The organism is Brevibacillus sp. NRS-1366, from assembly GCF_050467985.1.
Genome location: NZ_JBITPN010000025.1, coordinates 73,740 through 98,755, shown reverse-complemented (window position 1 = coordinate 98,755; position 25,016 = coordinate 73,740). Strand labels below are relative to the sequence as shown.

The 25,016-nt window shown below is 47.1% G+C and carries 23 protein-coding genes; 20 read left to right on the top strand and 3 right to left on the bottom strand.

Annotation, left to right across the window (positions count from 1 at the left end; translation table 11 throughout):
- The first annotated feature begins 11 nt into the window (after positions 1-11).
- From ACIFQN_RS22590 to ACIFQN_RS22540, 11 genes are all read left to right on the top strand, one after another.
- On the top strand, positions 12-446 hold the full coding sequence (locus ACIFQN_RS22590; RefSeq protein ID WP_429835298.1) for a tripartite tricarboxylate transporter TctB family protein: 435 nt from the start codon (positions 12-14) through the stop codon (positions 444-446).
- A gap of 41 nt (positions 447-487) precedes the next feature.
- Positions 488-1,672: a CaiB/BaiF CoA transferase family protein gene (locus ACIFQN_RS22585; protein ID WP_429835297.1), complete on the top strand. Its 1,185-nt coding sequence runs from the start codon at positions 488-490 to the stop codon at positions 1,670-1,672.
- A gap of 47 nt (positions 1,673-1,719) precedes the next feature.
- Positions 1,720-2,850, top strand: coding sequence for a 2-keto-3-deoxygluconate permease (locus tag ACIFQN_RS22580; protein WP_429835296.1), 1,131 nt, complete (start codon positions 1,720-1,722; stop codon positions 2,848-2,850).
- 25 nt (positions 2,851-2,875) lie between these two features.
- Complete coding sequence (locus ACIFQN_RS22575; RefSeq protein ID WP_429835295.1) at positions 2,876-3,643, top strand: enoyl-CoA hydratase/isomerase family protein; 768 nt, start codon at positions 2,876-2,878, stop codon at positions 3,641-3,643.
- An 18-nt stretch (positions 3,644-3,661) separates the two neighbouring features.
- Positions 3,662-4,204, top strand: a complete 543-nt coding sequence (locus ACIFQN_RS22570; RefSeq protein ID WP_429835294.1) for a gamma carbonic anhydrase family protein — start codon at positions 3,662-3,664, stop codon at positions 4,202-4,204.
- Positions 4,201-5,172, top strand: coding sequence for an aminopeptidase (locus ACIFQN_RS22565; RefSeq protein ID WP_429835293.1), 972 nt, complete (start codon positions 4,201-4,203; stop codon positions 5,170-5,172). The genes ACIFQN_RS22570 and ACIFQN_RS22565 overlap by 4 nt, the downstream gene beginning before the upstream one ends.
- A 31-nt stretch (positions 5,173-5,203) precedes the next feature.
- Positions 5,204-6,385 (top strand): CaiB/BaiF CoA transferase family protein, encoded by a 1,182-nt coding sequence (locus ACIFQN_RS22560; protein WP_429835292.1) that lies wholly within the window; start codon positions 5,204-5,206, stop codon positions 6,383-6,385.
- A gap of 26 nt (positions 6,386-6,411) precedes the next feature.
- The gene (locus tag ACIFQN_RS22555; protein WP_429835291.1) at positions 6,412-7,692 is read left to right on the top strand and encodes an aspartate aminotransferase family protein; all 1,281 of its coding nucleotides are present in this window, start codon (positions 6,412-6,414) and stop codon (positions 7,690-7,692) included.
- A gap of 91 nt (positions 7,693-7,783) precedes the next feature.
- Positions 7,784-9,217, top strand: coding sequence for an NAD-dependent succinate-semialdehyde dehydrogenase (locus ACIFQN_RS22550; RefSeq protein ID WP_429835290.1), 1,434 nt, complete (start codon positions 7,784-7,786; stop codon positions 9,215-9,217).
- Positions 9,218-9,246: 29 nt separating this feature from the next.
- Complete coding sequence (locus tag ACIFQN_RS22545; RefSeq protein WP_429835289.1) at positions 9,247-10,671, top strand: FAD-binding oxidoreductase; 1,425 nt, start codon at positions 9,247-9,249, stop codon at positions 10,669-10,671.
- 4 nt (positions 10,672-10,675) lie between these two features.
- Positions 10,676-12,007 carry a (Fe-S)-binding protein gene (locus ACIFQN_RS22540; protein WP_429835288.1) on the top strand — a complete coding sequence of 444 codons (1,332 nt, stop codon included), beginning with the start codon at positions 10,676-10,678 and terminating at the stop codon, positions 12,005-12,007.
- On the opposite strand, the gene ACIFQN_RS22535 is transcribed toward ACIFQN_RS22540, so the two are convergent.
- Together ACIFQN_RS22535 and ACIFQN_RS22530 are read right to left on the bottom strand one after the other, a co-directional pair.
- Positions 11,980-12,084, bottom strand: coding sequence for a DUF1259 domain-containing protein (locus tag ACIFQN_RS22535; RefSeq protein WP_429835287.1), 105 nt, complete (start codon positions 12,082-12,084; stop codon positions 11,980-11,982). The two genes, ACIFQN_RS22540 and ACIFQN_RS22535, sit on opposite strands and share 28 nt — an antisense overlap.
- A gap of 274 nt (positions 12,085-12,358) precedes the next feature.
- A complete protein-coding gene (locus ACIFQN_RS22530; protein WP_429835286.1) occupies positions 12,359-13,234 on the bottom strand; it encodes a LysR family transcriptional regulator in 876 nt (291 codons plus the stop codon).
- Between the two features lie 209 nt (positions 13,235-13,443).
- Here ACIFQN_RS22530 and ACIFQN_RS22525 point away from each other — a divergent pair, with 209 nt between their 5' ends.
- From ACIFQN_RS22525 to mdcH, 8 genes are all read left to right on the top strand, one after another.
- Positions 13,444-14,808: a M20/M25/M40 family metallo-hydrolase gene (locus tag ACIFQN_RS22525; protein ID WP_429835285.1), complete on the top strand. Its 1,365-nt coding sequence runs from the start codon at positions 13,444-13,446 to the stop codon at positions 14,806-14,808.
- A 24-nt stretch (positions 14,809-14,832) separates the two neighbouring features.
- Complete coding sequence (locus ACIFQN_RS22520; protein ID WP_429835284.1) at positions 14,833-16,374, top strand: AbgT family transporter; 1,542 nt, start codon at positions 14,833-14,835, stop codon at positions 16,372-16,374.
- 122 nt (positions 16,375-16,496) lie between these two features.
- Positions 16,497-18,158: a malonate decarboxylase subunit alpha gene (mdcA, locus tag ACIFQN_RS22515; RefSeq protein WP_429835283.1), complete on the top strand. Its 1,662-nt coding sequence runs from the start codon at positions 16,497-16,499 to the stop codon at positions 18,156-18,158.
- A 1-nt stretch (position 18,159) separates the two neighbouring features.
- On the top strand, positions 18,160-19,023 hold the full coding sequence (locus ACIFQN_RS22510) for a triphosphoribosyl-dephospho-CoA synthase (protein ID WP_429835282.1): 864 nt from the start codon (positions 18,160-18,162) through the stop codon (positions 19,021-19,023).
- Between the two features lie 26 nt (positions 19,024-19,049).
- Complete coding sequence (locus ACIFQN_RS22505; protein WP_429835281.1) at positions 19,050-19,343, top strand: malonate decarboxylase subunit delta; 294 nt, start codon at positions 19,050-19,052, stop codon at positions 19,341-19,343.
- Positions 19,340-21,061: a biotin-independent malonate decarboxylase subunit beta gene (locus ACIFQN_RS22500; RefSeq protein WP_429835280.1), complete on the top strand. Its 1,722-nt coding sequence runs from the start codon at positions 19,340-19,342 to the stop codon at positions 21,059-21,061. The genes ACIFQN_RS22505 and ACIFQN_RS22500 overlap by 4 nt, the downstream gene beginning before the upstream one ends.
- Positions 21,049-21,699, top strand: coding sequence for a malonate decarboxylase holo-ACP synthase (locus ACIFQN_RS22495; protein ID WP_429835279.1), 651 nt, complete (start codon positions 21,049-21,051; stop codon positions 21,697-21,699). Before ACIFQN_RS22500 ends, ACIFQN_RS22495 begins: the two co-directional genes overlap by 13 nt.
- On the top strand, positions 21,696-22,652 hold the full coding sequence (gene mdcH, locus ACIFQN_RS22490) for a malonate decarboxylase subunit epsilon (RefSeq protein WP_429835278.1): 957 nt from the start codon (positions 21,696-21,698) through the stop codon (positions 22,650-22,652). The genes ACIFQN_RS22495 and mdcH overlap by 4 nt, the downstream gene beginning before the upstream one ends.
- A 125-nt stretch (positions 22,653-22,777) precedes the next feature.
- Here the strand turns inward: mdcH and ACIFQN_RS22485 are convergent, their stop codons facing one another.
- Positions 22,778-23,386 (bottom strand): TetR/AcrR family transcriptional regulator, encoded by a 609-nt coding sequence (locus ACIFQN_RS22485; RefSeq protein WP_429835277.1) that lies wholly within the window; start codon positions 23,384-23,386, stop codon positions 22,778-22,780.
- A gap of 221 nt (positions 23,387-23,607) precedes the next feature.
- Here ACIFQN_RS22485 and ACIFQN_RS22480 point away from each other — a divergent pair, with 221 nt between their 5' ends.
- Positions 23,608-24,990, top strand: coding sequence for an APC family permease (locus tag ACIFQN_RS22480; RefSeq protein WP_429835276.1), 1,383 nt, complete (start codon positions 23,608-23,610; stop codon positions 24,988-24,990).
- Positions 24,991-25,016: the final 26 nt, after the last annotated feature.

Here is a 25,016-nt window from a genome sequence, read left to right as displayed (position 1 = left end):
GGTGGTTACCTTTGAACAAAGAGTGGACGCTTGGGATATGTTCAATGTTGGTGAGTATGTTTGTTATCTGGCTGACCTTACAACTTCCTGCTGGTGATCATGTGCTGAACTCGTCCCGTTCATTTCCATTACTGCTGGGAGTGCTGCTCATGATTGTCTCTGCCACCCAGCTTGTGAAAGCAGGCCGCCTGAGGACAGCAGTTGTTACGCCAGCATACCGCAATGGAAACATTCGTAGGGGTGTCTTCTACGTCCTCTGGACAGGTATTTATCTCTTTGCGGGAATTCCTTTCATCGGCTTTATACTCGTAACGATTCTCTACCTTTTCGTCGGCATTACTTTCTACAAAGAGGTGAGATGGTATAAAGTGTTGCCTGTCTCTATAGGAACGATTCTGTTATTCTACTTCGTTTTTACCCGACTTATGTTCATCCAATTACCCTAAAAACCAGTGAACCTGTTAAGACGTGAAAGGAGTGTCAACAAATGAAAGCGTTGAAAGGTATTCGCGTTCTTGATTTGAGCCAAGTCATGGCTGGACCTTATTGCAGCATGCTGCTTGCCGATATGGGAGCGGACGTTATCAAAATTGAGCCACCATTGCGCGGAGAGAACACACGACGGATGGGGCCTCCGTTCGTAAATGGGGAGAGTGGGGCTTTCCTTTCAGTGAACCGCAACAAAAGAGGAATTGCGATCAACCTGAAAGAAGAGGAAGGAGTAAAGCTGTTTCATCGGTTGGCAAAAACCGCCGATGTGATCGTAGAAAATTACCGACCAGGTGTCGTCAAAAGACTCGGGATTGATTATGACACCATACGTTTACTGAACCCCCGAATTATTTACTGTTCCATTTCCGGATTTGGTCAAACTGGCCCCTATTCCAACCGGGGCGGTTATGATCTCATTGCCCAGGGGATGTCCGGAATCATGAGTGTGACAGGTGAAAAGGGAGGAAATCCTGTCAAATGTGGATTACCTATCACCGATTTAGGGGCGGGCATGTTTGCTTGTTATGGAATTTTGACGTCTCTGATGGCTCGTGAACGAACAGGTGAAGGTCAATATGTCGACACGTCGCTGTTTGAAGCTGGTCTGGCCATGTCCGTATGGGAGAGTACCGAGTATTGGTATTCCGGTGAAATTCCCCAACCAACCGGCAGCGCTCATCGTCTCTCTTCACCATACCAAGCGTTTCAGGCCAAAGACGGCTACTTTACGATCGGGGCAGATACCGAACATCACTGGCCCTTGTTTTGTTCCCTGATCGGTCTATCCCAGCTGGTTACGGATGAACGATTCGCAGAAAATTATGCCAGGATGAAACATTTGCCCGAGCTTGTACAGCTGGTTGAAGAAAAGACAACAGCACACCCTCGGTCCTACTGGCTTGAACAATTTGAAAAGGCAGGCATTCCAGCAGGTCCGATAAACACATTCCAAGAGGCGCTCAACGATCCACATACGTTGGCACGAGAAATGGTTCACACACTGGAGCATCCCGTAGCGGGTTCCATCAAGGCTCTTGGTATACCTGTCAAATTAAGCCGAACGCCTGGTGAAATTGTCCGAACCGCTCCTATGCTGGGAGAGCACACTCTTGAAATTATGCAAGAGTTGGACTTTTCCACGGAAGAAATGGAGCTCCTCACCCAAAAGAAAATCATTTAATGGTTCGGGAAGCTGCCTCACATTCTCTTTAATATGGAGGGATCATCGTGAAAATAAAGCAAAGCATCGAGAGAATACCCGGCGGATTAATGGTTGTTCCTCTTATGCTGGGCGCTCTTCTCAATACCATCGATCAGCTTCATCTCCCTGCCTTGATGAATGTGCTGAAAGAGTTGGGCGTAACTCCAACGAAAGACGGTATATATGAATTTCTAAAGATCGGCGGGTTCACTGAAGCCTTGTTCAAGACCGGTACGCTTACGTTGATTGGCCTGTTCCTTTTTTGCGCTGGAAGTCAAATGAACCTGCGCGTAGGAGGGAAAGCCTTGACAAAAGGAATATTGCTCATGTCCAGCAAGTATTTGACCGGCCTATGCGTTGGTGTTTTGTTCGGCTTATTCTTCGACCCGATGCATGGATTGCTTGGATTGTCGACAATGGCGATCATCGCCGCCATGACGAACGGAAATGAAGGAATGTACGCCGTTTTGTGCGGGCAATACGGGAATCGTTCTGATGTCGGAGCGATTGCTGTTTTAACCCTTAACGATGGCCCTTTTCTTACCATGCTGGCATTGGGCATGCTAGGCGCCAATTTCCCGATCATCGCATTTATTGCTGTGCTTTTGCCCATCGCACTTGGCATGCTGCTTGGTAATCTTGACGAGGAAATCCGAGAATTCCTGAAGCCAGGAGAAACTTTGCTGGTTCCGTTCTTTGCCTTTTGCTTAGGTGCAGGTATGAATTTTATGAATTTCTTTAATCCAAAGGTTGTTGCCGGGGGAGTTGTCCTGGGCTTTATGACCACATTGTTAACGGGACTGGCAGGCGTACTGATTTACAAGCTCTTCCGGGAACGCAGCACGATCGGTCCGGTTGCGGAAGCGTCGACTGCAGGAAATGCAGCGGGAACTCCTGCTGCGATAGCGGCCGCCGCATCAGTCGCAGCAGGAGCCGGGCTCATGAGTCCCGCTGAAGCGCAACAGTTTCAGGACATCGCTAATACGGCAACGATCCAAATCTCGATCGCCACATTAACTACCTCCCTGTTATGCCCTATCGCCGTGATTTTTTGGGATAAATATCAACGAAGCAAAGGAATTGATGGTCGTTTAGAAGATAGCTCAGAACGTAGTGAGGGAACTACGGCACAGGTAGAGATAAAACAAAGGGCATAGATGAAAAGAAGGAGGGAGCCAAGCCATGAAACATTGGATCAACACGGAGATTCGCAATCATATCTGTACGATAACCATTCAGAATCCCCCAATGAACATATTAACCAAAGAAGTTCGTCAGGTCTTCGTTCCGTTTATGGAGGGCCTGAAGCAGCGTGACGATGTGCGCGTCATCATTTTGCGGGGAGAAGGAGAGCGAGCATTTTGTGCTGGTGCAGACCTGAATGAAGAAGGAGAGCTCACGCAGGAGACAGTGCGGTTATTTTTGCAGGAAGATTGTCGCATCTATGACATCGTAAATGAAATGCCGCAACCAGTTATCGCCGCAATTGATGGATACGCGTTTGGAGGTGGATTTGAACTTGCTCTCGCTTCTGATATCCGAATTATGACGGATCGAGCAGCCTTATGCGCAGCCGGCGTTAAAGTAGGGTTAGTAGTGAGTACAACTAGGCTCGTTCGCCTTTTGGGTGAAGCCTATGCGAAAGAAGTAATCCTGACTGGCAGGACGATTTCAGCAAAAGAAGCATTTCAGAGGGGACTTGCGAATAAGATTGTCCCTTGCGATCAGTTGATGGCAACTGCTCTAGAATGGGCGGAACTGATAGCGACCCGAGCACCGATCGCTGTTCGAAAGGCAAAGCAGGCCATTCAACGAACGATGGATCTTACGTGGGCTGAAGGTATGGCGAAGGAATTGGATGCTTTTGTTGAATGTCAGGCGACCCGCGATCATCATCATGCAATCGAATCCTTCTTCAAAAAGCAGCCGCCTCGCTTTATTGGAAAGTAAAAGGAAGGAGGAGAGAGTGTGATACGAGACTTGCCGGATAAAACTCCATCTATCCACGGCGAAACCTATATCGACAAAGCCGCTCAAGTGATTGGAGATGTTCGAATTGCAAAGGATGTAAGCATTTGGCCAGGAGCGGTGCTTCGCGGCGATGATGATAATTATATCGAGGTTGGGGAAGGAACCAATATTCAAGATGGATCAATATGCCATGTTACCCCAGATAACCCTCTAATAATCGGAAAATTCGTAACAGTTGGTCATCGAGCGATTTTGCATGCGTGCACCATCCACGACGAAGCCCGAATCGGCATGGGAGCAATCGTTTTAGACGGTGCCATCATCGAAAAAGGGGCACAGGTTGGGGCTGGAGCGCTTGTTCCTGCAGGTGTGTGCATTCCTGCAGGCGCACTCGCCATTGGCCTCCCAGCGAAGGTCATTCGTCCGTTGAACCCAGAAGAGCAAGAAGACATCCGTTCAAATGCAACGCAGTACGTCGATCTATGGAGAGCCCACTATTCTTCACGACAAGATATGCCAAACGGAGGGAAAACAAATTGAAGGAAGCACTCATGTACCAGTCAGCAACATCCTTAGTCAAAATATTAGCGGGCGTAAAAGAGGGAGAAAAAGTCCTGATTTTAACCGACTTTTTAACAGACAGCATTGCAAAGGTACTCGCATCGGTTACCTGTTCGTTGGGAGCTGAGCCCATTACCATGTCAATGCTTCCGAGAAAAGGGCATGGGGACGCTTTGCCAGAAGCTGTTGCTGTCGCGATGAAAGAAGTAGACGTCGTCATTGCCCCAACGACCTTTAATATTGCACACACGCGGGCACGGCACGCTGCACAATCAGCAGGAGTCCGAGTCCTTATTCTTCCGGAGTCGCATGACAACATTTTATTGAGCAAAGGGCTACAAGCTGATTTTATCGATTTGAAGCCCAAAGTGGAGCGTGTTGCCGACCTCTTAACACGTGGCAAATCAGTAGCGATCCGAACGGATAAGGGAACGAATCTGACTTTTTCGATACAAGGACGCGAGGGGCGGGCATTAACCGGATTCGCCAATACCCGTGATATTTCTGCTGCACATTGCATTGAATCAAGTATCGCCCCAGTGGAAGGAACGGCCGAGGGTATCCTGGTTGTAGACGGCAGCATCCCGGGTATTGGGTTGATTCAAACACCTGTCATTGTTGAAATCACGCAGGGAAAGGCCATTTCCATTAGCGGCGGTCCAGAAGCAGACGCATTTCGCCATGTACTTGAACAAAAAAATGATGAGCAGGATTCCATCTTTCAAGTGGGTGAATTCGGAATCGGCATGAATCCCGAGTGCGAATTGGAAAACAGCATGCTTAGTGACGAAGGGGTATTTGGAACCATTCATATCGCTCTAGGCACGAATGCCTATATCGGTGGGACCGTGAAAGCGAATGGACACTATGACATGGTGATCAAGGACGCGACAGTCGAAATCGACGGAACGATCCTGTTGCAAAAAAAGGAATTGATCCTAGGCTAAGGGTTCCATATGAAAAGGAGGAGAGTCAAGAGTGAAGCCATTAGAGGGAGTACGCGTGCTTGATTTGACCAGAGTATTGGCAGGTCCTTATGCCTCAATGATCCTTGCAGACTTAGGGGCGGAAGTCATTAAAATTGAATCACCACAGGTCGGAGATGATTCGCGGGGCTTTGGCCCGTTTGTAAATGAGGAAAGCATTTACTTTGTCAGCATAAACCGTAACAAAAAGAGTTTGACGCTCAACCTGAAAACAGTAGAAGGGCAGCGAGTTTTTACAAAACTCCTGGAGACTGCAGACATTGTTCTTGAAAACTACAGACCCGGGACAATGGAGAAGTTTGGACTTGGCTACGATGAATTGGAAGCGATCAATCCTAGGATTATTTACGCCGCCTGTTCTGGATTCGGCCATACAGGTCCTTACAGTCAACAAGCCGCGTACGATCTCATTGTCCAGGCGATGGGGGGGATCATGAGTCTAACGGGTGACACCGACGGGACGCCGACACGAGTCGGCGCATCTGTCGGTGACATTACAGCAGGATTGTTCACGGTCATTGGGATTCTGTCTGCCCTTCACAAACGAAAAGAAACGGGAACGGGCCAAAAAGTGGATGTAGCCATGCTTGACTGCCAGGTCGCCATCCTTGAAAATGCAATCGCCCGCTACACCGTCACAGGCCAATCACCGAAAGCCACTGGGAATCGACATCCTTCCATCAGCCCGTTTGCTGTTTTTTCTGCATCAGACGGATATATTGTCGTGGCCGCTGGAAATGATCAACTTTGGAAGAAATGGTGCGATACAGTTGGGCGGTCAGACCTGCTTCTTGACGCACGGTTTACCTCCAATTCATCCCGAACTGAAAACTGGGCCGAACTTGAAGCCATCATGGGTCAGGTTTTGCAACAACGTCCTGCCCATGCTTGGATTGAGCAATTCAGAGAAGCAGGAATCCCGTGCAGTGAAATCAATGATATCGAGCAAGTCGTTCAACATCCGCAGGTGATGGCACGTGAAATGGTCGTGTATCAGGAACATCCCGTTGCAGGTCGCGTGATGATGCCGGGAATCCCGATCAAATTGTCAAAGACCCCTGGGTCTATTGATTCGCCGGCTCCCGCCCTTGGCGAACACACCAACTCGATCCTTGAGGGAGCAGGTTATTCAGAGGATGAGATTCAGCGGTTAAAAGCGTGTGGAATCGTGTAGAAGATAAAGCCAAAGGAGCGAAAATCATGTCCGTACAAACAAAAAGCCTGTATGAACGGGCCAACGCCGTAATGCCACCAGTCGCATTACGCGCTACCACACTAGGGGTCATCAAAGGAGAGGGGTCCTTTCTGTGGGGGGAGGATGGGAAAAAGTATCTCGATTTCGCTAGCGGCGTCGCGGTAACCAACGTTGGTCACAATCATCCGCTTGTCGTTGAACGGGCGAAGGAGCAGATGGAGAAGCTCATCCACGGTGGGCACAATGTGGTCTACTACCCGGTCTATGTCGAGTTGGCAGAAAAGCTTAACGAGTTGAACGGCGGCAATTGCAAGGTGTATTTCTCCAACAGCGGGGCAGAAGTGAACGAAGGAGCAATCAAGTTGGCGAAAAAAGTAACCAAGCGCTCTGGCATCATTTCGTTCAAGCGCAGCTTCCATGGTCGCACGCTGGCGACCACGACGCTAACCGCCTCAAACAGCGCCTACCGTAAGGATTATGAAGGTTTGTTGCCCAGCGTCTATTACGCTGAATTTCCATACCCTCTTCGCAGCGGACTTTGTGATCTGGCGGAAACCGAACGCTGCCTAGCCCAACTGGATGAAATTTTCCGTTTCTTGATTGCCCCGGATCAGATTGCAGCTATCATCATGGAACCAATTCAAGGAGAGGGCGGCTATATTGTCCCTCCAGAAGGATTCCTCAAAGCCATTCGCCGCATTTGCGATATGCACGGTATTTTGCTGGTCTTTGATGAAATTCAGACCGGCTTTGGTCGAACCGGAAAAATGTTTGCATGGCAGCACTTCGGTGTTCAGCCTGATGTGCTGACACTGGCCAAGGGCATTGCAAATGGCTTCCCTTTGAGCGCCATGGTAGCCAAGGCAGAATGGATGGATCAATGGACAGCGGGCACGCACGGAGGTACATATGGCGGCAACCCTGTGGCGTGCGCAGCATCGCTTGCGGTTATCGAGCTTTTGGAAGGCGGACTGTTGGACAATGCCGATCGGATGGGCGCTTATTTCGTTGAACAGTTGGAATTGCTCAAGGATGACTACCCGCAGATCAAGGAAATCCGAGGTCTTGGCCTGATGATTGGAATGGAGTTCATGGATGCAGATGGCAAGCCAGTCAGTGAAACCGTAATCGGATTGAAAGAGAAGGCGTTGGAAAAAGGCTTGATTTTGCTGATATGCGGTTCGGACAAAAACGTGATCCGTTTTATACCGCCAACTACCGTGAAGAAAGAAGAGATCGATCAGGCGATGAACATCATCCGTGAGGCATTATCCGAACTGTACTAACACCGCATTTTGCGATTACCCCCGCCGGTAGACGATCGACCTCGGGGGTCGCCGAATTCCCGAATGAACCAGAGAACTGGAGGAAATTCCAATGCTATATATCAATGGTGAATGGCGTGAGGCTGTATCTTGCAAGACGTTTGACGTAATGAATCCGGCAACGGGGGAAGTCGTAGGAACAGTGGCGAAAGGCGGAACGGCCGATACACAAGCTGCGATCGACGCGGCCCAAGCAGCCTTTGGCCCTTGGTCACGCCTGACTGCAAAGGAACGCTATGCCTACTTGAAAAAGACCGCAGACATTTTGCGTGGGCGTACCGAAGCAATTTCCCAGCAGATTACCCGTGAGATGGGCAAGCCAGTCGCAGAGGCGCTTGGCGAAATCGGCCTTGCGATTGATTATCTCGACTGGTACGCGGAGGAAGGCAAGCGAATTTACGGCGATACGATTCCGGCTTCGGCCCCGAATAAGCGCATTATCGTGCTGCGCCAGCCGGTCGGTGTCGTCGGGGCGATTACGCCATGGAACTTCCCAATTGCTATGATCACCCGTAAACTAGCACCGGCTTTGGCAGCCGGCTGCACGATCCTGCTCAAAGCAGCATCCGCGACGCCGCTCACTGCTATTGAGGTTTTCAAGGCACTGCACGAGGCAGGCGTGCCAAAGGGTGTCGCCAACCTCGTAAACGGTGCTGCTTCCGAGGTAGTAGGCGCCATGATGGAGAGCCCGGTCGTACGCAAGATCACGTTTACTGGCTCAACGGAAGTGGGCAAGGAGCTGATGCGTCAGTCTGCCGACACGATGAAAAAAATTTCCATGGAGCTGGGCGGGCATGCTCCGTTTCTGGTCTTCGACGATGCGGATCTAGAACAGGCAGCGGAAGGGGCGATTGCGAGTAAGTTCCGCAATGCGGGCCAAACATGCGTATGCACGAACCGTATTTATGTGCAAAAATCGGTTGCAGATCAGTTTGCGACTATCATGGCGGAGAAAATGAAGAAGCTCGTTGTCGGCAACGGCTTGGAGCCGTGTGTGACTATCGGTCCAATGATCGATGCGGACGCGCTGGAGAAAGCACAGGAGCATATAGACGATGCGGTGGTAAAGGGCGCTGCTATCCTGTGCGGAGGCAGCAGATTGACGGAGGGCGCATACTCACACGGTCATTTCTTTGCTCCTACCGTACTCTTCGGCGCCACGCACGACATGAAAATTTCATACGAAGAAACGTTCGGTCCGGTCGCCCCGATCTTTACCTTTGATACAGAGGAGGAAGCTATCCAGTATGCCAATGCCACAGTCTATGGGCTGGCCTCGTACGTTTTTACCAGAGATGGCTCCCGTATGTTCCGCGTGGCCGAGCAACTGGATTTCGGAATAGTGGGCATCAACGACGCACTGCCAACCGTGGCACAGGCTCCTTTTGGCGGCGTTAAGGAATCCGGTGTAGGGCGCGAGGGCGGCAAATACGGCATCGAGGATTATTTAGACTATAAATTCGTTTCGCTTCAACTAGAACTGTAGGACAGCAAGTTCGCAAAAGGGTGAATCATATGGCATATCGAAAAGTTGATCAGGAGATCATGCGCAACGTACGGCAAATCATTACGGAGTCCAAGCGCATCCTGACGGAAAAACAGGATTTGGCGAGTTATTCCTTTGACGCCTCGTTTGGTACTTATTGGCCGGAGCTGGTCGTCCAGCCAAAAACTGTTCAGGAAGTGGCCGGAATCGTAAATCTGGCCAACAAGGCGAAAATTCCCGTCTACCCGCGTGGTGCGTCCACCTCGCTGTCGGGTGGTCCGCTGCCGGTAGAAGGAGGTATCGTGATCGATTTGTCCACGATGAATCACAAGCTTGAGGTCATCCCCGATGACCTCGTCGCAATCGTATCACCTGGTATACTCACAGCGGCGATTCACGAGGCTGCGGAACAGGCTGGACTCATGTACCCGCCGGACCCCAGCAGCTCTCTTGTCTCTACGATTGGTGGCAATCTAGCGGAAAACTCCGGCGGTCCGCGCGGCCTGAAGTACGGTGTAACCAAGGATTACGTGTTGGGACTGGAGGTGGTCACGCCACAGGGCGAAATCATCCGCACGGGAAGCCGCACGGTGAAAAACGTGACTGGCTACGACTTGACCAAGCTGCTTGTGGGCTCGGAGGGAACGCTCGGAATTATTACGGAAGCAACGCTGCAGCTAATCCCGAAGCCGCTCGAGACAGCGACGCTGTCAGCCATTTTTGACGATATCGTCACTTCTGGTAAAGCCATATCCAAAGTGCTCACCTCAGGCATTTTCCCCGCCAAAATGGAAATCATGGACCAAGCCTGCATCCAGGCTGTAGAGTCGTACCAGCCCTTGGGCCTGCCTATAGATGCCGAAGCGATCATCCTGATCGAGGTGGACGGCCATCCCCTTGCCGTAAAAGATGAAATCCGTGAAGCTGCACGCATTTGCGAGCAAATCGGGGCGCGTCAGGTCCAGATCGCCAGCACGGCCACAGAGCAGGCCAATCTATGGAAAGCGCGGAAGCTCGTTTCCCCGGCAATTACCCGGATGAAGCCGACTAAAATATCCGAAGACGCAACGGTGCCGCGTAGCCAGATTCCGGCAATGTTTGCCAGGTTGAAACAGATTCGTGAAAAATATAATGTGAACCTGGTCGTATTCGGTCACGCTGGCGATGGCAATTTGCATCCAAACATCGTGGCGGACAGGCGAGACGGGGAAGAAATGAAGCGCGTTGAGCAGGCTGTGGAGGAGATTTTCGCAGCAGCGATTGAGCTGGGTGGTACGCTGTCAGGCGAGCATGGCATCGGAAACATGAAGTCGGCGTTCATGGAAATGGAGCTAGGCGCAATTGGCCTGGATATGATGAAGCGTATCAAGGATAGCTGGGATCCGAACCATATCATGAATCCAGGCAAAATTTTCCCGTCCCCGGGGCAGCGACTAAATTTGACGAAGGGTTGATGAGATGAGCCAATCAAATAATCATCATAAGCTCCCTTATGACGAAACCGTCCAGTGCGTCCAATGCGGCTATTGTCTGCCCGCCTGCCCGACATATATGACAATGGAGAAAGAAACCCATTCGCCCCGGGGCAGGATCAATCTGGTCAAGCTGGCAGCGAAGGGGCACTTGACACTTGACGAACTGCAACAACCGATCGACATGTGTCTCGGTTGCCGAGCTTGTGAAACCGCTTGTCCGTCTGGCGTTGAATACGGCAAGATTTTGGAGGGCGCGCGGGATGTGCTGGAAGAGCACAAAGCGAGCCGGATGTCAAAGCCTCTCCGATTTGCGCAGAACGTGATCTTTCAAAAGTTCTTTCCCGACTCGAAAAAGCTGCGTGCAGCGGCGGACCTGATCTGGTTGTATCAGGCAAGCGGCCTCAAAAGCCTGGCACATAAAAGCAAGGTGATTCGCATTCTGCCGGATAATTTGAGGGCATTTGAGGAAGTGCTGCCAAAAGTAATATCGCCTCTGGAAAGACGCAAACGTCCAGAGGTTCTAAAGCCGTCATCTGCCACTATTCCAAGGTTCAAGGTCGCCTTTTTCACCGGATGCATCATGGATGCCATTTTTGAAAAAATCAATCGCTTGTCGATGGAGCTCCTGGCACTTGGCGGTTGCGAAGTGCTGGTCATCCCGGAACAGACGTGCTGTGGGGCGCTGCATGCGCACGCTGGCCGGCGGGATGATACACGAATGCTGGCTAAGCGCAACATCGCTGCCTTTGAACAACTGGATGTCGACTTTATCGTCAACAATGCGGGCGGCTGTGGAGCACAGCTGGTCGAGTACCACCACCTCTTCGCCGGTGATGAGCAGTGGGAGGCACGGGCCAAGGCCTTTGTTGACAAGACCTTGGACATTACCCAAGTGCTGGTACGGTGCGAGCTGCCGTTGTTAAAACCCATTTCGGCCACTGTCACCTACCAGCGCTCGTGCCATATGACCAACGTGCAAAAAGTGACAATGGAGCCAGTAGAGCTGATCCGCAGTATTCCAGGTGTGAATCTCAGAGAGATGGCTAACCCCAACATGTGCTGCGGTTCCGCAGGCATATACAACGTTGTGAATTATAAAGAATCAATGGAGGTACTGGATGCCAAGATGCCATTCGTCAATGAGACGCTAGCCTCCATCATTGTCACGACCAATCCGGGCTGTCTCTTGCAAATGAAACTCGGAGTCCAGCGAGTAGAATATTCCCCCAAGGCACGCGTCGTCCATCTGGTCGAGCTGCTGGCAGAGTCAGCTGGTCTTAAAACCGATCAGGGTTCATCGATTGATTCAAAATGAATGAACATAATCCCGGGATTGTTGAAAAGCCAGTGCTTATGAAGGGCAGTCACAAGGATATCGTAGTAACGAAGCATAGACTTTTTTTTGAAGAGGATAGAGGGAGTTCAAATTAGACTCCTGCGGATTTTACGCGATAATGTATTCCTATGCGGTTCATCAAACTTGACGAAGCTCTAAACTTCCTCGTACTAAGCTTTACAGCCCTTGTTGTTGCCAGAAGGCAATACCAAGGGCTTTGTGTATATGCGAAGTCTTTGTAGTACACCATGCACACCCGCAGGTATTTGCAATTTCTACTGCTTTTACGTGGGAGATTCCAAGAGAACGGAAGTCATCTTGCCAGTATGTTTACTTCTTAAACCTGGAAAAGTACTCAATCATAAACTGCCGAAAAATTTGTGAGGATTCTGTAACATAGCGATCTCTTACCCAAGATAACCATAGGGTTCGCCTACATATTGGCTCCTTTATATGCAAAAGAATGATAGAAGAACCCGTTGTACCCCCCCATGAAACTCCAGGAATAAAGGCTACCCCTAGGCCTGCTTTAACTAGCCCGCTTACGGTAGAAGGATCATCCGTTTCGAACACGATGCGTGGCGTAAAACCGGCAAGCCTGCAGAAGTCATCCGTTAATCCTCTCATGCTTTTACCAGATCGTAAACTAATAAAATCTTCATCTGCTACCTCTTGGAGATGAACGCTCGAACGTCCAGCCAACCGATGATTGGAAGGAACAGCTAGAAAAATTTCTTCATTCACTAAAGGTGTACTGTCGATATTTTGCAGTTCAAGTGGTGATGAAGAGATGCATAAGTCAAAGTTGGGTTGTATGGCTGATCTGGAAACATGCTGCACTAAATGAAAACCAATATTCGAATACTGCTTACGAAATTCCACTAATATATCTGATAGGATATGGGAACCTACAAGAATTGCTAGATGGATATACTTGTATTTCTCTAAACTGAGGTCTGCTAGTTCACGTTTACCGTCCTCTAATGCGGCTAAAGCTTTCTCCACGTTTTTTAAAAATGCTCTCCCATACTGATTTAGTTTGATGTGCTTTCCTACTCGATCAAAAAGTTGTACACCAAGCTCCTTCTCTAAAATGGAAATCATTTTACTAAGAGCGGGTTGGACAATGCACAATTCTTCTGCTGCTCGGGTCATATGTTCATGGCGAGCGACTGTTTGAAAATATTTAAGCTGTAAAAGTTCCATCTTCATCCCTCTTATACATGATTTTATATCAAATAATATAAAATTATATATTAGAATGTATTGATTTAGAAAAGGTATAATTTTAAAAAAATATATGACATGGATGGGTAATGCCAGAGGAACCATGTTTAAGGGGGGAGGAACTGGGGCTAAGTTACGCAGGGGTCGATAGAGATAGATCAACAAACAGCTAGGAAAGGACAAAAAACATGGTAATAAATCTTGAAAAAATTGATGAGATCATTTTTGAACGTAAGGAACAATATTTAGCACAACTTTTTACTCTGCTGCAACAAAAAAGCATCAGCACACAAGATGATGGAATTGTGGAATGTGCAGAATTGCTAAAGGGATTGATGGAGGAGATCGGTGTTCAAACTCGTTTAATCGAAACCAATGGAAATCCTGTCGTATATGGTGAACTTCTCAAAAATGAAAACGCTTTTACAGTACTCATATACGGTCATTACGATGTCCAACCACCTGATCCCATTGAAGAGTGGTTGTCTCCCCCTTTTGAACCTACGATTCGGGATGGGAAAATTTTCTGTAGAGGCGCAGGGGATAACAAAGGTCAACTTATGGCTCAAGTTCTCGCAATCAAAACTTATTTGGATGCATATGGTGAGCTGCCGATCAATGTCAAATTTGTATTTGAGGGAGAAGAAGAGAAGAGTAGTGTCAACCTTCCTTCTTTTGTCCAAGAAAATAAGGAACTATTAAAGGCAGATCTGGTATATACGTCCGATGGGCCATCTCATGAGAGTGGGAATCCTCTTATCTTATTAGGAGTGAGAGGGAACCTCAAAGTACAGTTAACTGCGAAAGGGGCCGAGTGGGATAATCATTCAGGAAACAAAGGAAATATCGTTCCTAACCCAGTCTGGAAACTTATCGCTTTATTTAACACTCTACGGGATGAAAACGAGCATGTATTAATTGAGGGTTTTTATGACAATATACGTCAACCTACCGAACATGAGACTCAGCTTCTAAAGAAGATTCCCTATAATCGTGATGAAATTTCTAAAAAAATCGGATACAAAGATTTGGCTTTGGATGGAGAAACCTATTATCGCCGATTAATGTTTGAACCCACTTTTAACATTTCTGGATTTCAGAGTGGTTATGGTGGGAAAGGGGTTAAGACCATTATCCCCTCAAAAGCTACAGCGAAAATGGATATACGTTTAGTCGTGGATCAAGATCCAGAAGATATTTATCAAAAGTTTGTTCGTCATGTCAAAAAGTACGCCCCTGATATTGATGTAGAATTTATGGGTGCTGTTTATCCATCCAGGACGAGTTCGAACCACGAATTCGTTAAGATTGTAACAAGTGCTGTTCGAGAGGCTTATCAGCAAGAACCGATTATTCAACCTAGTTTAGGTGGTAGTTTGCCAGACTATGTATGGACAAAACTATTAGGATTGCCATCGATTGTTGTACCTTATGCCAATTTTGATGAAGCAAATCATTCTCCAAATGAAAATCTGAATATTGATAACTTCTTTAATGGGATAAAGTGTACATGTCACGTGATCCATAAGCTTGGAGAACATGTAAAGACATAGAGATTTGGGGAGGACGTGTTATCGATGGCTAAATTGCAGCCCAATTATAAGACCAGTAATGTAATGAATGGAGTGATGATGCGGTTTTTAAACTTGGTTGAACGTTTAGGTAATCGCATCCCGCACCCGTTTACGTTATTTCTTTACTTGACTTTCATTGTAATCGTTGTGTCCTGGATTGGTAATTACATGGGTTTGTCTGCTGTTCATCCAGGTAAGGGTGAAGAAATAGCTGTCAAAAGTTTGGTTTCCAAAGAAGGCCTCGAATATTTCCTAGAGTCTATGGTGAACAATTTTACCAGCTTCAAGCCTTTAGGATTGGTCTTGGTTATCGCTCTCGGTATTGGAATGGCTGACAAGGTAGGATTGTTTGAAGCAACGATTAAAAAAGCCCTCATTAATGCGCCGAAATCATTGATCACCTATGCCGTATTATTCATAGGGATTCTAGGAAATTTAGCTTCCGACGCAGCTTATGTTATCGTTCCCCCACTCGCAGCAATGATTTTTCATTCCGTTGGCCGGCATCCTGTCGCAGGTCTTGCCACCGGGATTGCCGGGGTAGGTTGCGGATTTACTGCTAACTTTTTTATCGCAGGAACGGATGTGCTATTATCTGGCATAACAACAGAGGTATCGAAAGTCATCGATCCTGCCGTCGTGGTGACGCCTGTAGATAACTGGTTCTTTATGAGTGCTTCCGTATTGCTGCTTACAGTTGTTGGGGCTTTTGTTACAGACAAGATTGTAGAACCGCGCCTGGGTATCTATCAAGAGGACATTATTCAAGAAAAAATGGCCAGTGTAACTCCCCTAGAGAACAAAGCGCTTCGAAATACGTTGCTTGTTGCTTTGATGTTTATCGGTTTAGTTGCTTTGATTCTATTCATACCAAATTCACCTCTTCGTGGAGAAAATGGTTCTATCATGCAATCGCCGTTTATGTCGGGCATTATTGTATTCATTTTGGCTTTCTTCCTCCTTACCGGATATACGTATGGTCGTACATTAGGGATTATTAAAAAGGCAGAAGATGCAATTAATTTCATGTCTCAATCAATAAAGGACATGTCTGGATTTATTGTCTTGGTTTTCGTTGTGTCACAGTTTATTGCTTTTCTCAATTGGAGCAATATAACAGTCTGGCTTGCTGTTAAGGGAGCAGAATTACTAAAGACGATCCAGCTTGATGGGTTACCTCTCATCATTGTATTTGTACTGATTACAACCATGCTGAACCTACTTATTACGAGTGGTTCTGCCCAATGGTCCATTATGGCTCCTATTTTTGTTCCAATGTTTATGCTGATGGATTTTCATCCAGCTTTCGTTCAAGTTGCTTTTCGAATCGGGGATTCCGCAACCAACTTCATCACACCCATGCAGCCTTTTGTAGCTGTCATGCTAGCCTATTTGGTTCGATACGATAAAAAAGCCGGTCTAGGAACACATATATCCCTGATCCTCCCCTATACGGTAGCATTCTTGATCGCATGGATTGCCATGCTGTGTATCTTTGCTATTTTCGAGATCCCTGTAGGACCAGGTGTTTCTATGCATTTGTAAAAGATGTCCAAAAAGAACAGAATACTTCCTGGTTAAGGGTTTCAATCCGACGTGTTCGACTTAAACGGAAAACCGGGTACTGTGAAATGGATAAAATTCGTCTTGGGAAGGGGTGCAATGTTATGAACGAGCAAGTACGAGATCACGTATATGGAGGATCATGGACGACGCGCCGTGATCAGAAGGATATCCGATTAAAGAAAATCAAAAGCTTCATGAAAGGACGTGTACTTCCTACTGAGCGCATTGTCGACGCCCTAGAGTCTTTGCTGGTACCTGGTGATCGAGTTGTTTTGGAAGGTAACAATCAGAAACAGGCAACTTTTTTATCTCATGCGCTAGCCATGATAGATTCGAATAAAGTAAACGGTTTGCACATGATCATGTCCAGCATTTCTCGTCCGGAACATCTGGATCTATTCGAAAAAGGGATCGCAAGAAAATTAGATTTTGCCTATTCAGGTCCACAGAGCCTTCGTATCTCGCAAATGATCGAAGATGGGCAGCTGGAGATCGGGTCCATTCATACGTACCTGGAGTTATATGCCCGGATGTTTGTCGACCTCATACCCAATGTCGCGCTCGTAGCTGCAGACAAAGCCGATGCAGAAGGAAATCTCTATACCGGTCCAAACACAGAGGAGACCCCAACTCTCGTTGAAGCGACCGCGTTTCGCAACGGCATCGTCATTGTTCAGGTCAATGAATTTGTTGACGATCTACCGCGTGTTGATATTCCTGCATCCTGGGTTGATATTGTTGTCAAAGCGGACAAACCTTATCAATTAGAGGCTTTGTTCACCAGAGATCCGCGATTGATAACAGAAACGCAAATTTTGATGGCCATGATTGCCATTAGGGGCGTATACGAGCGTCATAAGGTACAATCACTGAATCATGGAATTGGATTTAATACAGCGGCGATTGAATTACTATTGCCAACGTACGGCGAAAAGCTCGGCCTGCGTGGGAAGATATGTAAACACTGGGCTCTTAATCCTCACCCAACGCTGATTCCAGCTATTGAGAGTGGCTGGGTCGAAAGTATTCACTGTTTTGGTGGGGAAGTGGGAATGGAGGATTACACGGCCGCACGTCCTGATGTTTTTTTCACAGGTTCTGATGGCAGCTTGCGATCGAACCGCGCCTACTCCCAAATGGCTGGTCAATATGGAGTGGATCTTTTTATTGGCTCCACGCTCCAAATGGACGCTGTCGGAAATTCTTCAACTGTCACCTCTGGGCGACTGACAGGTTTCGGCGGTGCTCCTAATATGGGGCATGATCCTCGTGGACGCCGCCACGCAACTCCAGCTTGGCTGAATATGATCTCTGAGGAAGGAGATATCGTCAGAGGAAAGAAACTCGTTGTCCAAATGGTTGAAACATTCCAAAAAGGGGACCAACCCACTTTCGTTCCATCTTTGGACGCAGTAGAGGTTGGGCATGATGCCAATATGCCCATCGCACCGGTCATGATCTATGGGGATGATGTAACTCATGTTGTAACGGAAGAAGGAGTGGCCTATCTCTATAAAGCACGCGACCTCGAAGAACGCAAATTAGCGATTGCGGCTGTTGCTGGAGTCTCTCCCCTTGGTCGTCATCATGACCTGTCTGTAAACGATCGGCTCCGCAGTGATGGTTTAGTGGCTTTTCCAGAAGACCTTGGAATCCGTCGCACCGATGCGAAGCGTTCTTTATTGGCAGCAAAAAGTATAGAGGATTTAGTCGAATGGTCGGGGGGACATTACAAACCACCAGCGAAATTCCGGAGTTGGTAATATGATCCAATGTTCTTTCCCATGGACGAATGCTGATTCGTGTAGCAAATGGCTCGCTGATCTCGTCACAAAAGCACTGATAGATGAAGCAGAGCTTACTCCAAAGCCGGGCTTGGTCGATATGGAAACGGTAGGAGCCCATACGGACTTAACTATTGAACTCATGCGGCGATCGGCTAAAGCTTTGAATAAAACATATGCGGAGATGGCACGTTTTGCCTTTCGAAGTAAGCCGAGTCAAGAACTACGGGAGCAATTAGCGCGGATTGGCCGTGAAGGTGAAGAAGTGATGTTGGAAGCAACAGGAGGAACGAATACGCACCGCGGGGCAATTTGGGCTCTTGGTCTGTTAATCGCCGCTGCCGCAATTACTGGACCTAAAGCCACTCCAAAAGAGATCGCAACGCTTGCCGGCGAGATTGCACGTTATCCGGATCGGTTTGCTCCCGTAAGATCTACAAATGGAATACGAGTTCAGCAAAAGTTTAAGGTATCTGGCGCCACTGGTGAGGCGCAGCAGGGATTCCCAAACGTAATTAACATCGGATTGCCGGCTTTGCAGTCATTCCGTGATCGTGGCATCCCCGAGAGCAAAGCAAAATTGGATGCTCTACTTGCGATTATAGCAAGTCTTGATGACACATGTCTTTTGCACCGAGGCGGTATGGAAGCACTCCATTTTGCGAAACAAGGGGCCAGGTATGTTCTTTTACTAGGGGGAACGTCCACGGAAGAGGGTTGGAATGCGCTTCAGCAGTTAGATACAGGTCTAATCGCCCGTAATGCTTCCCCTGGTGGAAGTGCTGATTTACTCGCTGCCACATTGTTTTTGGATCATCTTTCAGGATACGGATGTAAGCGATAAAAGTTAGCAATAGGAGGTGCCTTTGGATGGAACAATTGACGTTTGAATATAACGCCAGAAAAAAAGTGTCACGCCGTGCACATGTTGGAGTGGCTGGTTCAGGAGACTTGGAAATCTTGATTGAACCTTGTCAAGAGCTACGGGCTTATGTGGTGATTCGTACTCAGTCAAATGGGTTTGGAGAAACGTGGAAAGCTGTTCTGGATCGCTTTTTTTCCATCTACGATTTGGCTGTGTCCATTGAAATCAATGACTTTGGAGCAACCCCTGGCGTCGTGTCGCTTCGATTGGCACAAGCTGTGGAGGTGCTTCAATCATGAACCACATTTTCTTGAAGAATAGCTTCATAGAATTAAATGCTAGAGAGAAAGCTGCAGCGGTTCTCGACCCAGATACTTTTCGCGAGATCCTCGGACCCTTTGATCGAATAGAGTCGCCTCACCTCGCCCTTCAAGGCATTGTTCCACAGAGTGATGACGGTGTCGTAATTGCTCGTGGCTTCATCAATGGAGATTCCGCTGTCGTCATTGCCATTGAAGGTGAATTTCAAGGCGGTGGGATTGGAGAGGTTTCCGGTGCCAAGATTGCAGCGGCACTGGAACAAGCGTTGAAAGACAATGAAGAGGGCATTCGTACGAGACCTGTATTGTTGCTAGAAACAGGGGGCGTGAGATTGCAGGAAGGGAACTATGGGTTGCTGGCCATTGCAGAAATACAAGCTGCCATTGTGTCATTGCGCAGTTACGTACCGGTCGTATGTGTCGTGTCCGGAATGATCGGTTGCTTTGGTGGCATGTCAATCACGTCTGCATTATGCACGACTCTGATCATGACACGTCAAGGACGGTTGGAGCTAAACGGCCCTGAAGTCATTGAACAGGAAGCGGGAATTCTGGAGTTCGATTCGCGTGACCGTCAGTTAATCTGGAGTACAGTCGGTGGGGAACAGCGCTTTGAAACCGGTTTTGCTGATACTTTGGTCAGTGACGATGTGACACAAATTTATGAGGCTGTTCGAGATGCTTGTCAACAAGATGTGGCCCTTGAAGCTCGTAGTTCTCAGGTGGAACGGTTTCTTTCTCGGCTAGCCGTTATTGACCCTTCTACCCCTGTTGATGGTCCACTATTACGAACCCTGTGGGGACGAGATCAAGAGCAAGATGTCTCCCTTACAGAGGAATGGATGAAGAAATTGGAGGAAGTGTGGCTCCAGACTGAAACGAACGATATAAAGAGTCGTGGGCGGAAGTGGTTCGAAGCGTTGACCGGCGTAACGAAGTCGGAAAAGGTAGGAGCGCCGTCAGTTTTGTGTACAGATGCATCCTTAGGCGGAGAGTGCGTTCGTTATATTTCTGTCGTTCCCAATCCGGAAAATCGATTCCCACGTGCTCGCCATGGTGAGGTAGGTTTGGACGAGGGCTGGACCATTGCACGTTATGTTCGTGATGCCATCCAAGCTGATCAAGACGGAAAGCGCCGGACGATCGTTGCCATTGTCGACGTGCCAAGTCAAGCTTATGGCTACCGGGAAGAATTGCTGGGTATTCATTTGGCTTGTGCGGCTGCCGCAGACGCATACGCATCCGCTCGATTGGCTGGGCATCCTGTCATTGCGCTCATTGTTGGAAACGCCATCTCAGGTGCTTTCCTTGCTCATGGATTACAGGCCAATCGTATCCTGGCACTTGATGATCCTGATGTTGTCGTACAAGTGATGTCCAAAAACTCTGCCGCTCGTGTCACCCGTCGATGTATCGAAGAACTAGAAGAAGCAGCTAAAAAGATACCAGCTACTGCTTATGATATACGTTCATTTGCTTCACTAGGTTCCTTGCACGAGTTACTGGTGAACGTGTCTGCCGATGAACCTGCTCAATCTGACATCGATATCGTGAAGAGTAAACTAAAAAATACGATTTCTGAGGCACGAACAAGTAAAAGGGACTTAAGTAGTCGCTTGGCTTCCGATGATGCTCAAAAGGGACGAGCCGCATCCATCGCAGTACGTGCCCGCATGGCAGAACAATGGAACTCTTAGTTCATGATCTGCTAAAAATTAACAATATCGAGTGTATCGCGAGTGATGAAGAGGCACCAAAATGGGTGCACGAGGCTTTGCTCCAGGCGCCTTGGGTCGTGGTTCGTCGAGCTCCGCTTCAGAATGGAATGATACCGGTCGGGGTTCGTGGCGAAAATAGAATTCAGCGTTTCGGTGCCTATATTCCATCTTCTGCGATAGTAATGAAAGTTACGCCAGAGCAACTAGTCTCTCAGGCCGGCTGGAGAACGAGTGAACGGTTTACTACCATTCGTGCTTTCCAAATACTCGATATCGTTTCTTTCTATTATAGTCGTTATGATTGGTCATGGGGAATTACAGGTAGCGTCGGTTTCGAACTGGCAAGTTCTATACCGACTGCTCGTCCGAACAGCGACTTGGACATCGTGATCCGAATGCCTCAACCGCTTGATAGAAAGAAAGCAGGAGTTCTCCACGGCTGGAATACTCAACTGCCGATTCGAATAGATGTCCAGCTTGAAACTCCCTTGGGAGCTGTTGCGCTCGCCGAGTATGCTCGAAATGAAAAACAGGTACTCCTCCGTACAAGCTCTGGTCCTACATTAGTGGACACTCCATGGTCTGTCGTAACTTTGAATCAGGAGGATGGAAGATGAGCACTGTGTTTTTCTTTCCTGGACAAGGTTCTCAACAGATCGGAATGCTTCATCAATTGCCTGATCATCCGGTTATTGAAGCAACTCTTCATGAAGCAAGTGAGGTATTGGAAGAAGATATTTATACACTCGATTCAGAAAAGTCGCTTTCCTCTACGGTTGCGGTTCAACTTGCCTTACTTATTTCCGGAGTAGCTACGGCCCGTGCTTTACGAGCTGAAGGAGCATCACCGGATTTGGTGGCCGGACATTCTGTGGGAGCATTTAGTGCTGCTGTCATTGCAAATGTTTTAGAGTTGAAAGATGCACTGCAACTTGTAAAGCTGAGAGCTATTCTGATGGAGAACGCGTATCCAAAGGGATATGGGATGGGCGTTGTAGTAGGCCTCAATGAACGTCGATTATCCGGAATTATCCAAAAAGAATTTACGTGTAAGGTACCTGTGTATATGGCTAATCTGAATGCACCACAGCAAATTACCATTGCAGGTGCGATTGCTGGACTTGAAAGAGTTCTTGCATCCGCACGTTTGGCAGGTGCTCGGAGGGCCCAGTTATTGAACGTAAGCGTTCCTTCGCATTGCGAGTTACTAAATCGAGTATCAGAAGAGCTGATGTTTGCTTTAGAAAAGATGGCATTGCGTGAACCGATTGTGCCTTATGCTGGAAACGTTCATGCACGAATTCTAAAAAACGCGACAGCCATCAAAAAAGATCTTGCATTAAGTGTTGCCAAACCTGTTCGGTGGCACGATGCCACTACGCTGTTATATGAACTGGGGGCCAGGCTGTTTGTAGAAATGGCACCTGGTCACGTCTTGACAGACATTGCTGCTGTGGAATTTCCGAATGCACAATCTATTTCTTTCAGCAATAGCAGATTTGAGAACGTCAAAATCTTGATATTGCGCGAGAAAAAGTTCTTAGCCACAGATACAACCGCGAAACAATGACTGGCACAACAAAATCAAAATAAGCTTTGATAATCAAATGTCTGATTGATCAAAGCTTATTTTTTGTGGCCTCTAGAGTCTACGTGGGTTGAAAGATTCCATAAGAGTTTTCATTGGAAAGATACCTACTTGGATGGACTATTTGATCTTAGTGTGGAATGTTGAATTCCTCCCCAATAAAGCTTCCAAATACTATTAACCTTCTCATCAAACCCTACATTTCCGTAATAAACCATATGTGAAAAAAGACCATCTAACACACAAGAATACGCATTCAACCAACCTTTTACTTCATGAGAGTGGAATTCAGCTTCCGGGGTTCTTTCTTTAAAAATAGTAAACAGCATTTGAATGAGTGAATCATCAAAGAACGCAAATCTACTTTTCATTTCATCTTGTAAAAAGCTCGGTGGAAAGAGAAGAAACCTTTTTTGAAACACCACTTTTTCTGCACTTTGATTGTAGTACTGACCAACATTGCACAAGATCTTATAAAGGCTATCTTCAATGGAGTCATGTTGTATTGTGGCAAGCAATAGTTTGAGATGCTCACGATAATCTGACATGGCATAATCAAATACCGCTAAGAAAAGATCTTCTTTTTTCTTAAAGTGTGTATAAATGGAAGACTTATGGATGCCTACTTCTTTGGCGATATCTGCCAAGGATGCACCTTCGTAACCATGTTGGGTAAACAATTTTAAACCAGCTTCTATAATGAGGTTAGCTGTCATGACGCCTCCCGATAAGTTTTATCGTCTTGTAACCCTTTTTACATAAGTTTTTTACAAAAGTCAATATATGAATAATTCGTTGCGGGAATTGAAAATATTATCTTGCAATTGAAAAAATAAAGTTGTATTATCATCCATACAGCCGTTCGTATGGGAAGGGAAAATACCCATCTAATTCTTGATCCATCGAAAACGTATTCAGCTAAGGGGGTATGTAATACATGAATGAGGGACAAGGGCACGGTAATTCTTTGCGTGGTTCGCTCAGCTTGGGACAGGTCGTATTTTTCGGATTGGCTTTCGTGGCTCCGATCTCCATCTTTTCGATTTACGGGGTGGCCGTTCAGTCTTCAAAAGGAATGATTGCCTCAGCTTATGTAATTGCTACTGTAGTTATGCTGTTTACTGCTTATAGTTACGGCATGTTAGTGAAAGCGTTTCCAAATGCTGGAGCTGCCTACTCTTTCGCACAAAAGTCGATTAATTCCCACGTTGGCTTCATTGTGGGGTGGACAGTCATATTAGACTACATGTTTAGTCCATTAATCAGCGCGTTATTCTTTGGAATCTTTATTACATCCTATTTTCCTGCAGTTCCCTTTTATGTAGTTGTCATTTTTTTCGTAACGGTTATCACCGTTGTAAATGTGCTTGGAATAAAAATCGCAGCGAATTTTAGCACGTTACTGTTGACGTTGCAGGTCATTTTTTGTTTAAGCTTTATCGCCTTATCCATTAAAGGATTAGTAGATGGAAAAGGGATGGGAACGTTGCTGTCCACGCTGCCATTCTTTGACCCAAATGTAAAAATGGCATCCGTGCTTTCCATCGTGCCGCTTCTCGCCTTTACCTATTTGGGATTTGACGCGGTAACGACATTGGCAGAAGAGACCGAAAATCCAAGAAAAACGTTACCGAAAGCAATGTTCCTCATTACGCTTATCGCAAGCTTACTGTTTATCGCAATCTCGTATTTTTTGCAAATGGTATATACAGATATTGATTCTTTTATCGATCCTGAATCAGCAGCAATGCAAATATTTGCCTATATTGGCGGAAACATTTTTGTCTCTATATTTGTAGCGATTTGGTCGACAGCAGGATTGGCCTCTGCTGTGGCGGCCGGTTCTAGTGCTGCTAGGGTTTTGTATGTGATGGGGAGAGAACATGTACTGCCTAATAAGTTTTTTGGATATCTGTCACCCAAATATCATACTCCCGTTTTGAATTTGCTGTTAGTTGCCGTAGTGGCCATGGGGGCTTTGGTACTCGATGTTATGACAGTAACCTCATTTATCAACTTTGGAGCCTTGTTTGCTTTTACAATGGTTAATCTTTCTGTCATCTCTCACTATTTCATTAAGCTGAAGAAACGTTCGGGCAAGGACATAATCCTATACCTGATTCTCCCGCTCATAGGTGCTTTTTTTACCGGTAGTTTCTTGATGAAACTGGATTATCATTCATTACTGTTAGGTGGCTTATGGCTTACCTGCGGTTTGATATATCTCATCTTTTTAACAAAAATGTTTCGTCAACCGCTGCCTGATCTTTATGGTTCAGGTAAAGAGACAGGGCTGGAACCAAGGGCCTCATCAGAATGAATGAATATTTCATCGATAAGGAGAGA

Excerpts from the sequence above, each read along its gene's own strand:
- ACIFQN_RS22535 (WP_429835287.1), bottom strand. The coding sequence starts at position 12,084 with ATGCTTCGTTACTACGATATCCTTGTGACTGCCCTTCATAAGCACTGG.
- ACIFQN_RS22505 (WP_429835281.1), top strand. The coding sequence starts at position 19,050 with ATGGAACAATTGACGTTTGAATATAACGCCAGAAAAAAAGTGTCACGC.
- ACIFQN_RS22510 (WP_429835282.1), top strand. The coding sequence starts at position 18,160 with ATGATCCAATGTTCTTTCCCATGGACGAATGCTGATTCGTGTAGCAAA.
- ACIFQN_RS22530 (WP_429835286.1), bottom strand. The coding sequence starts at position 13,234 with ATGGAACTTTTACAGCTTAAATATTTTCAAACAGTCGCTCGCCATGAA.
- ACIFQN_RS22525 (WP_429835285.1), top strand. The coding sequence starts at position 13,444 with ATGGTAATAAATCTTGAAAAAATTGATGAGATCATTTTTGAACGTAAG.
- ACIFQN_RS22575 (WP_429835295.1), top strand. The coding sequence starts at position 2,876 with ATGAAACATTGGATCAACACGGAGATTCGCAATCATATCTGTACGATA.
- ACIFQN_RS22545 (WP_429835289.1), top strand. The coding sequence starts at position 9,247 with ATGGCATATCGAAAAGTTGATCAGGAGATCATGCGCAACGTACGGCAA.
- ACIFQN_RS22585 (WP_429835297.1), top strand. The coding sequence starts at position 488 with ATGAAAGCGTTGAAAGGTATTCGCGTTCTTGATTTGAGCCAAGTCATG.
- ACIFQN_RS22485 (WP_429835277.1), bottom strand. The coding sequence starts at position 23,386 with ATGACAGCTAACCTCATTATAGAAGCTGGTTTAAAATTGTTTACCCAA.
- ACIFQN_RS22520 (WP_429835284.1), top strand. The coding sequence starts at position 14,833 with ATGGCTAAATTGCAGCCCAATTATAAGACCAGTAATGTAATGAATGGA.
- ACIFQN_RS22480 (WP_429835276.1), top strand. The coding sequence starts at position 23,608 with ATGAATGAGGGACAAGGGCACGGTAATTCTTTGCGTGGTTCGCTCAGC.
- mdcH (WP_429835278.1), top strand. The coding sequence starts at position 21,696 with ATGAGCACTGTGTTTTTCTTTCCTGGACAAGGTTCTCAACAGATCGGA.
- mdcA (WP_429835283.1), top strand. The coding sequence starts at position 16,497 with ATGAACGAGCAAGTACGAGATCACGTATATGGAGGATCATGGACGACG.
- ACIFQN_RS22500 (WP_429835280.1), top strand. The coding sequence starts at position 19,340 with ATGAACCACATTTTCTTGAAGAATAGCTTCATAGAATTAAATGCTAGA.
- ACIFQN_RS22550 (WP_429835290.1), top strand. The coding sequence starts at position 7,784 with ATGCTATATATCAATGGTGAATGGCGTGAGGCTGTATCTTGCAAGACG.
- ACIFQN_RS22540 (WP_429835288.1), top strand. The coding sequence starts at position 10,676 with ATGAGCCAATCAAATAATCATCATAAGCTCCCTTATGACGAAACCGTC.
- ACIFQN_RS22555 (WP_429835291.1), top strand. The coding sequence starts at position 6,412 with ATGTCCGTACAAACAAAAAGCCTGTATGAACGGGCCAACGCCGTAATG.
- ACIFQN_RS22495 (WP_429835279.1), top strand. The coding sequence starts at position 21,049 with ATGGAACTCTTAGTTCATGATCTGCTAAAAATTAACAATATCGAGTGT.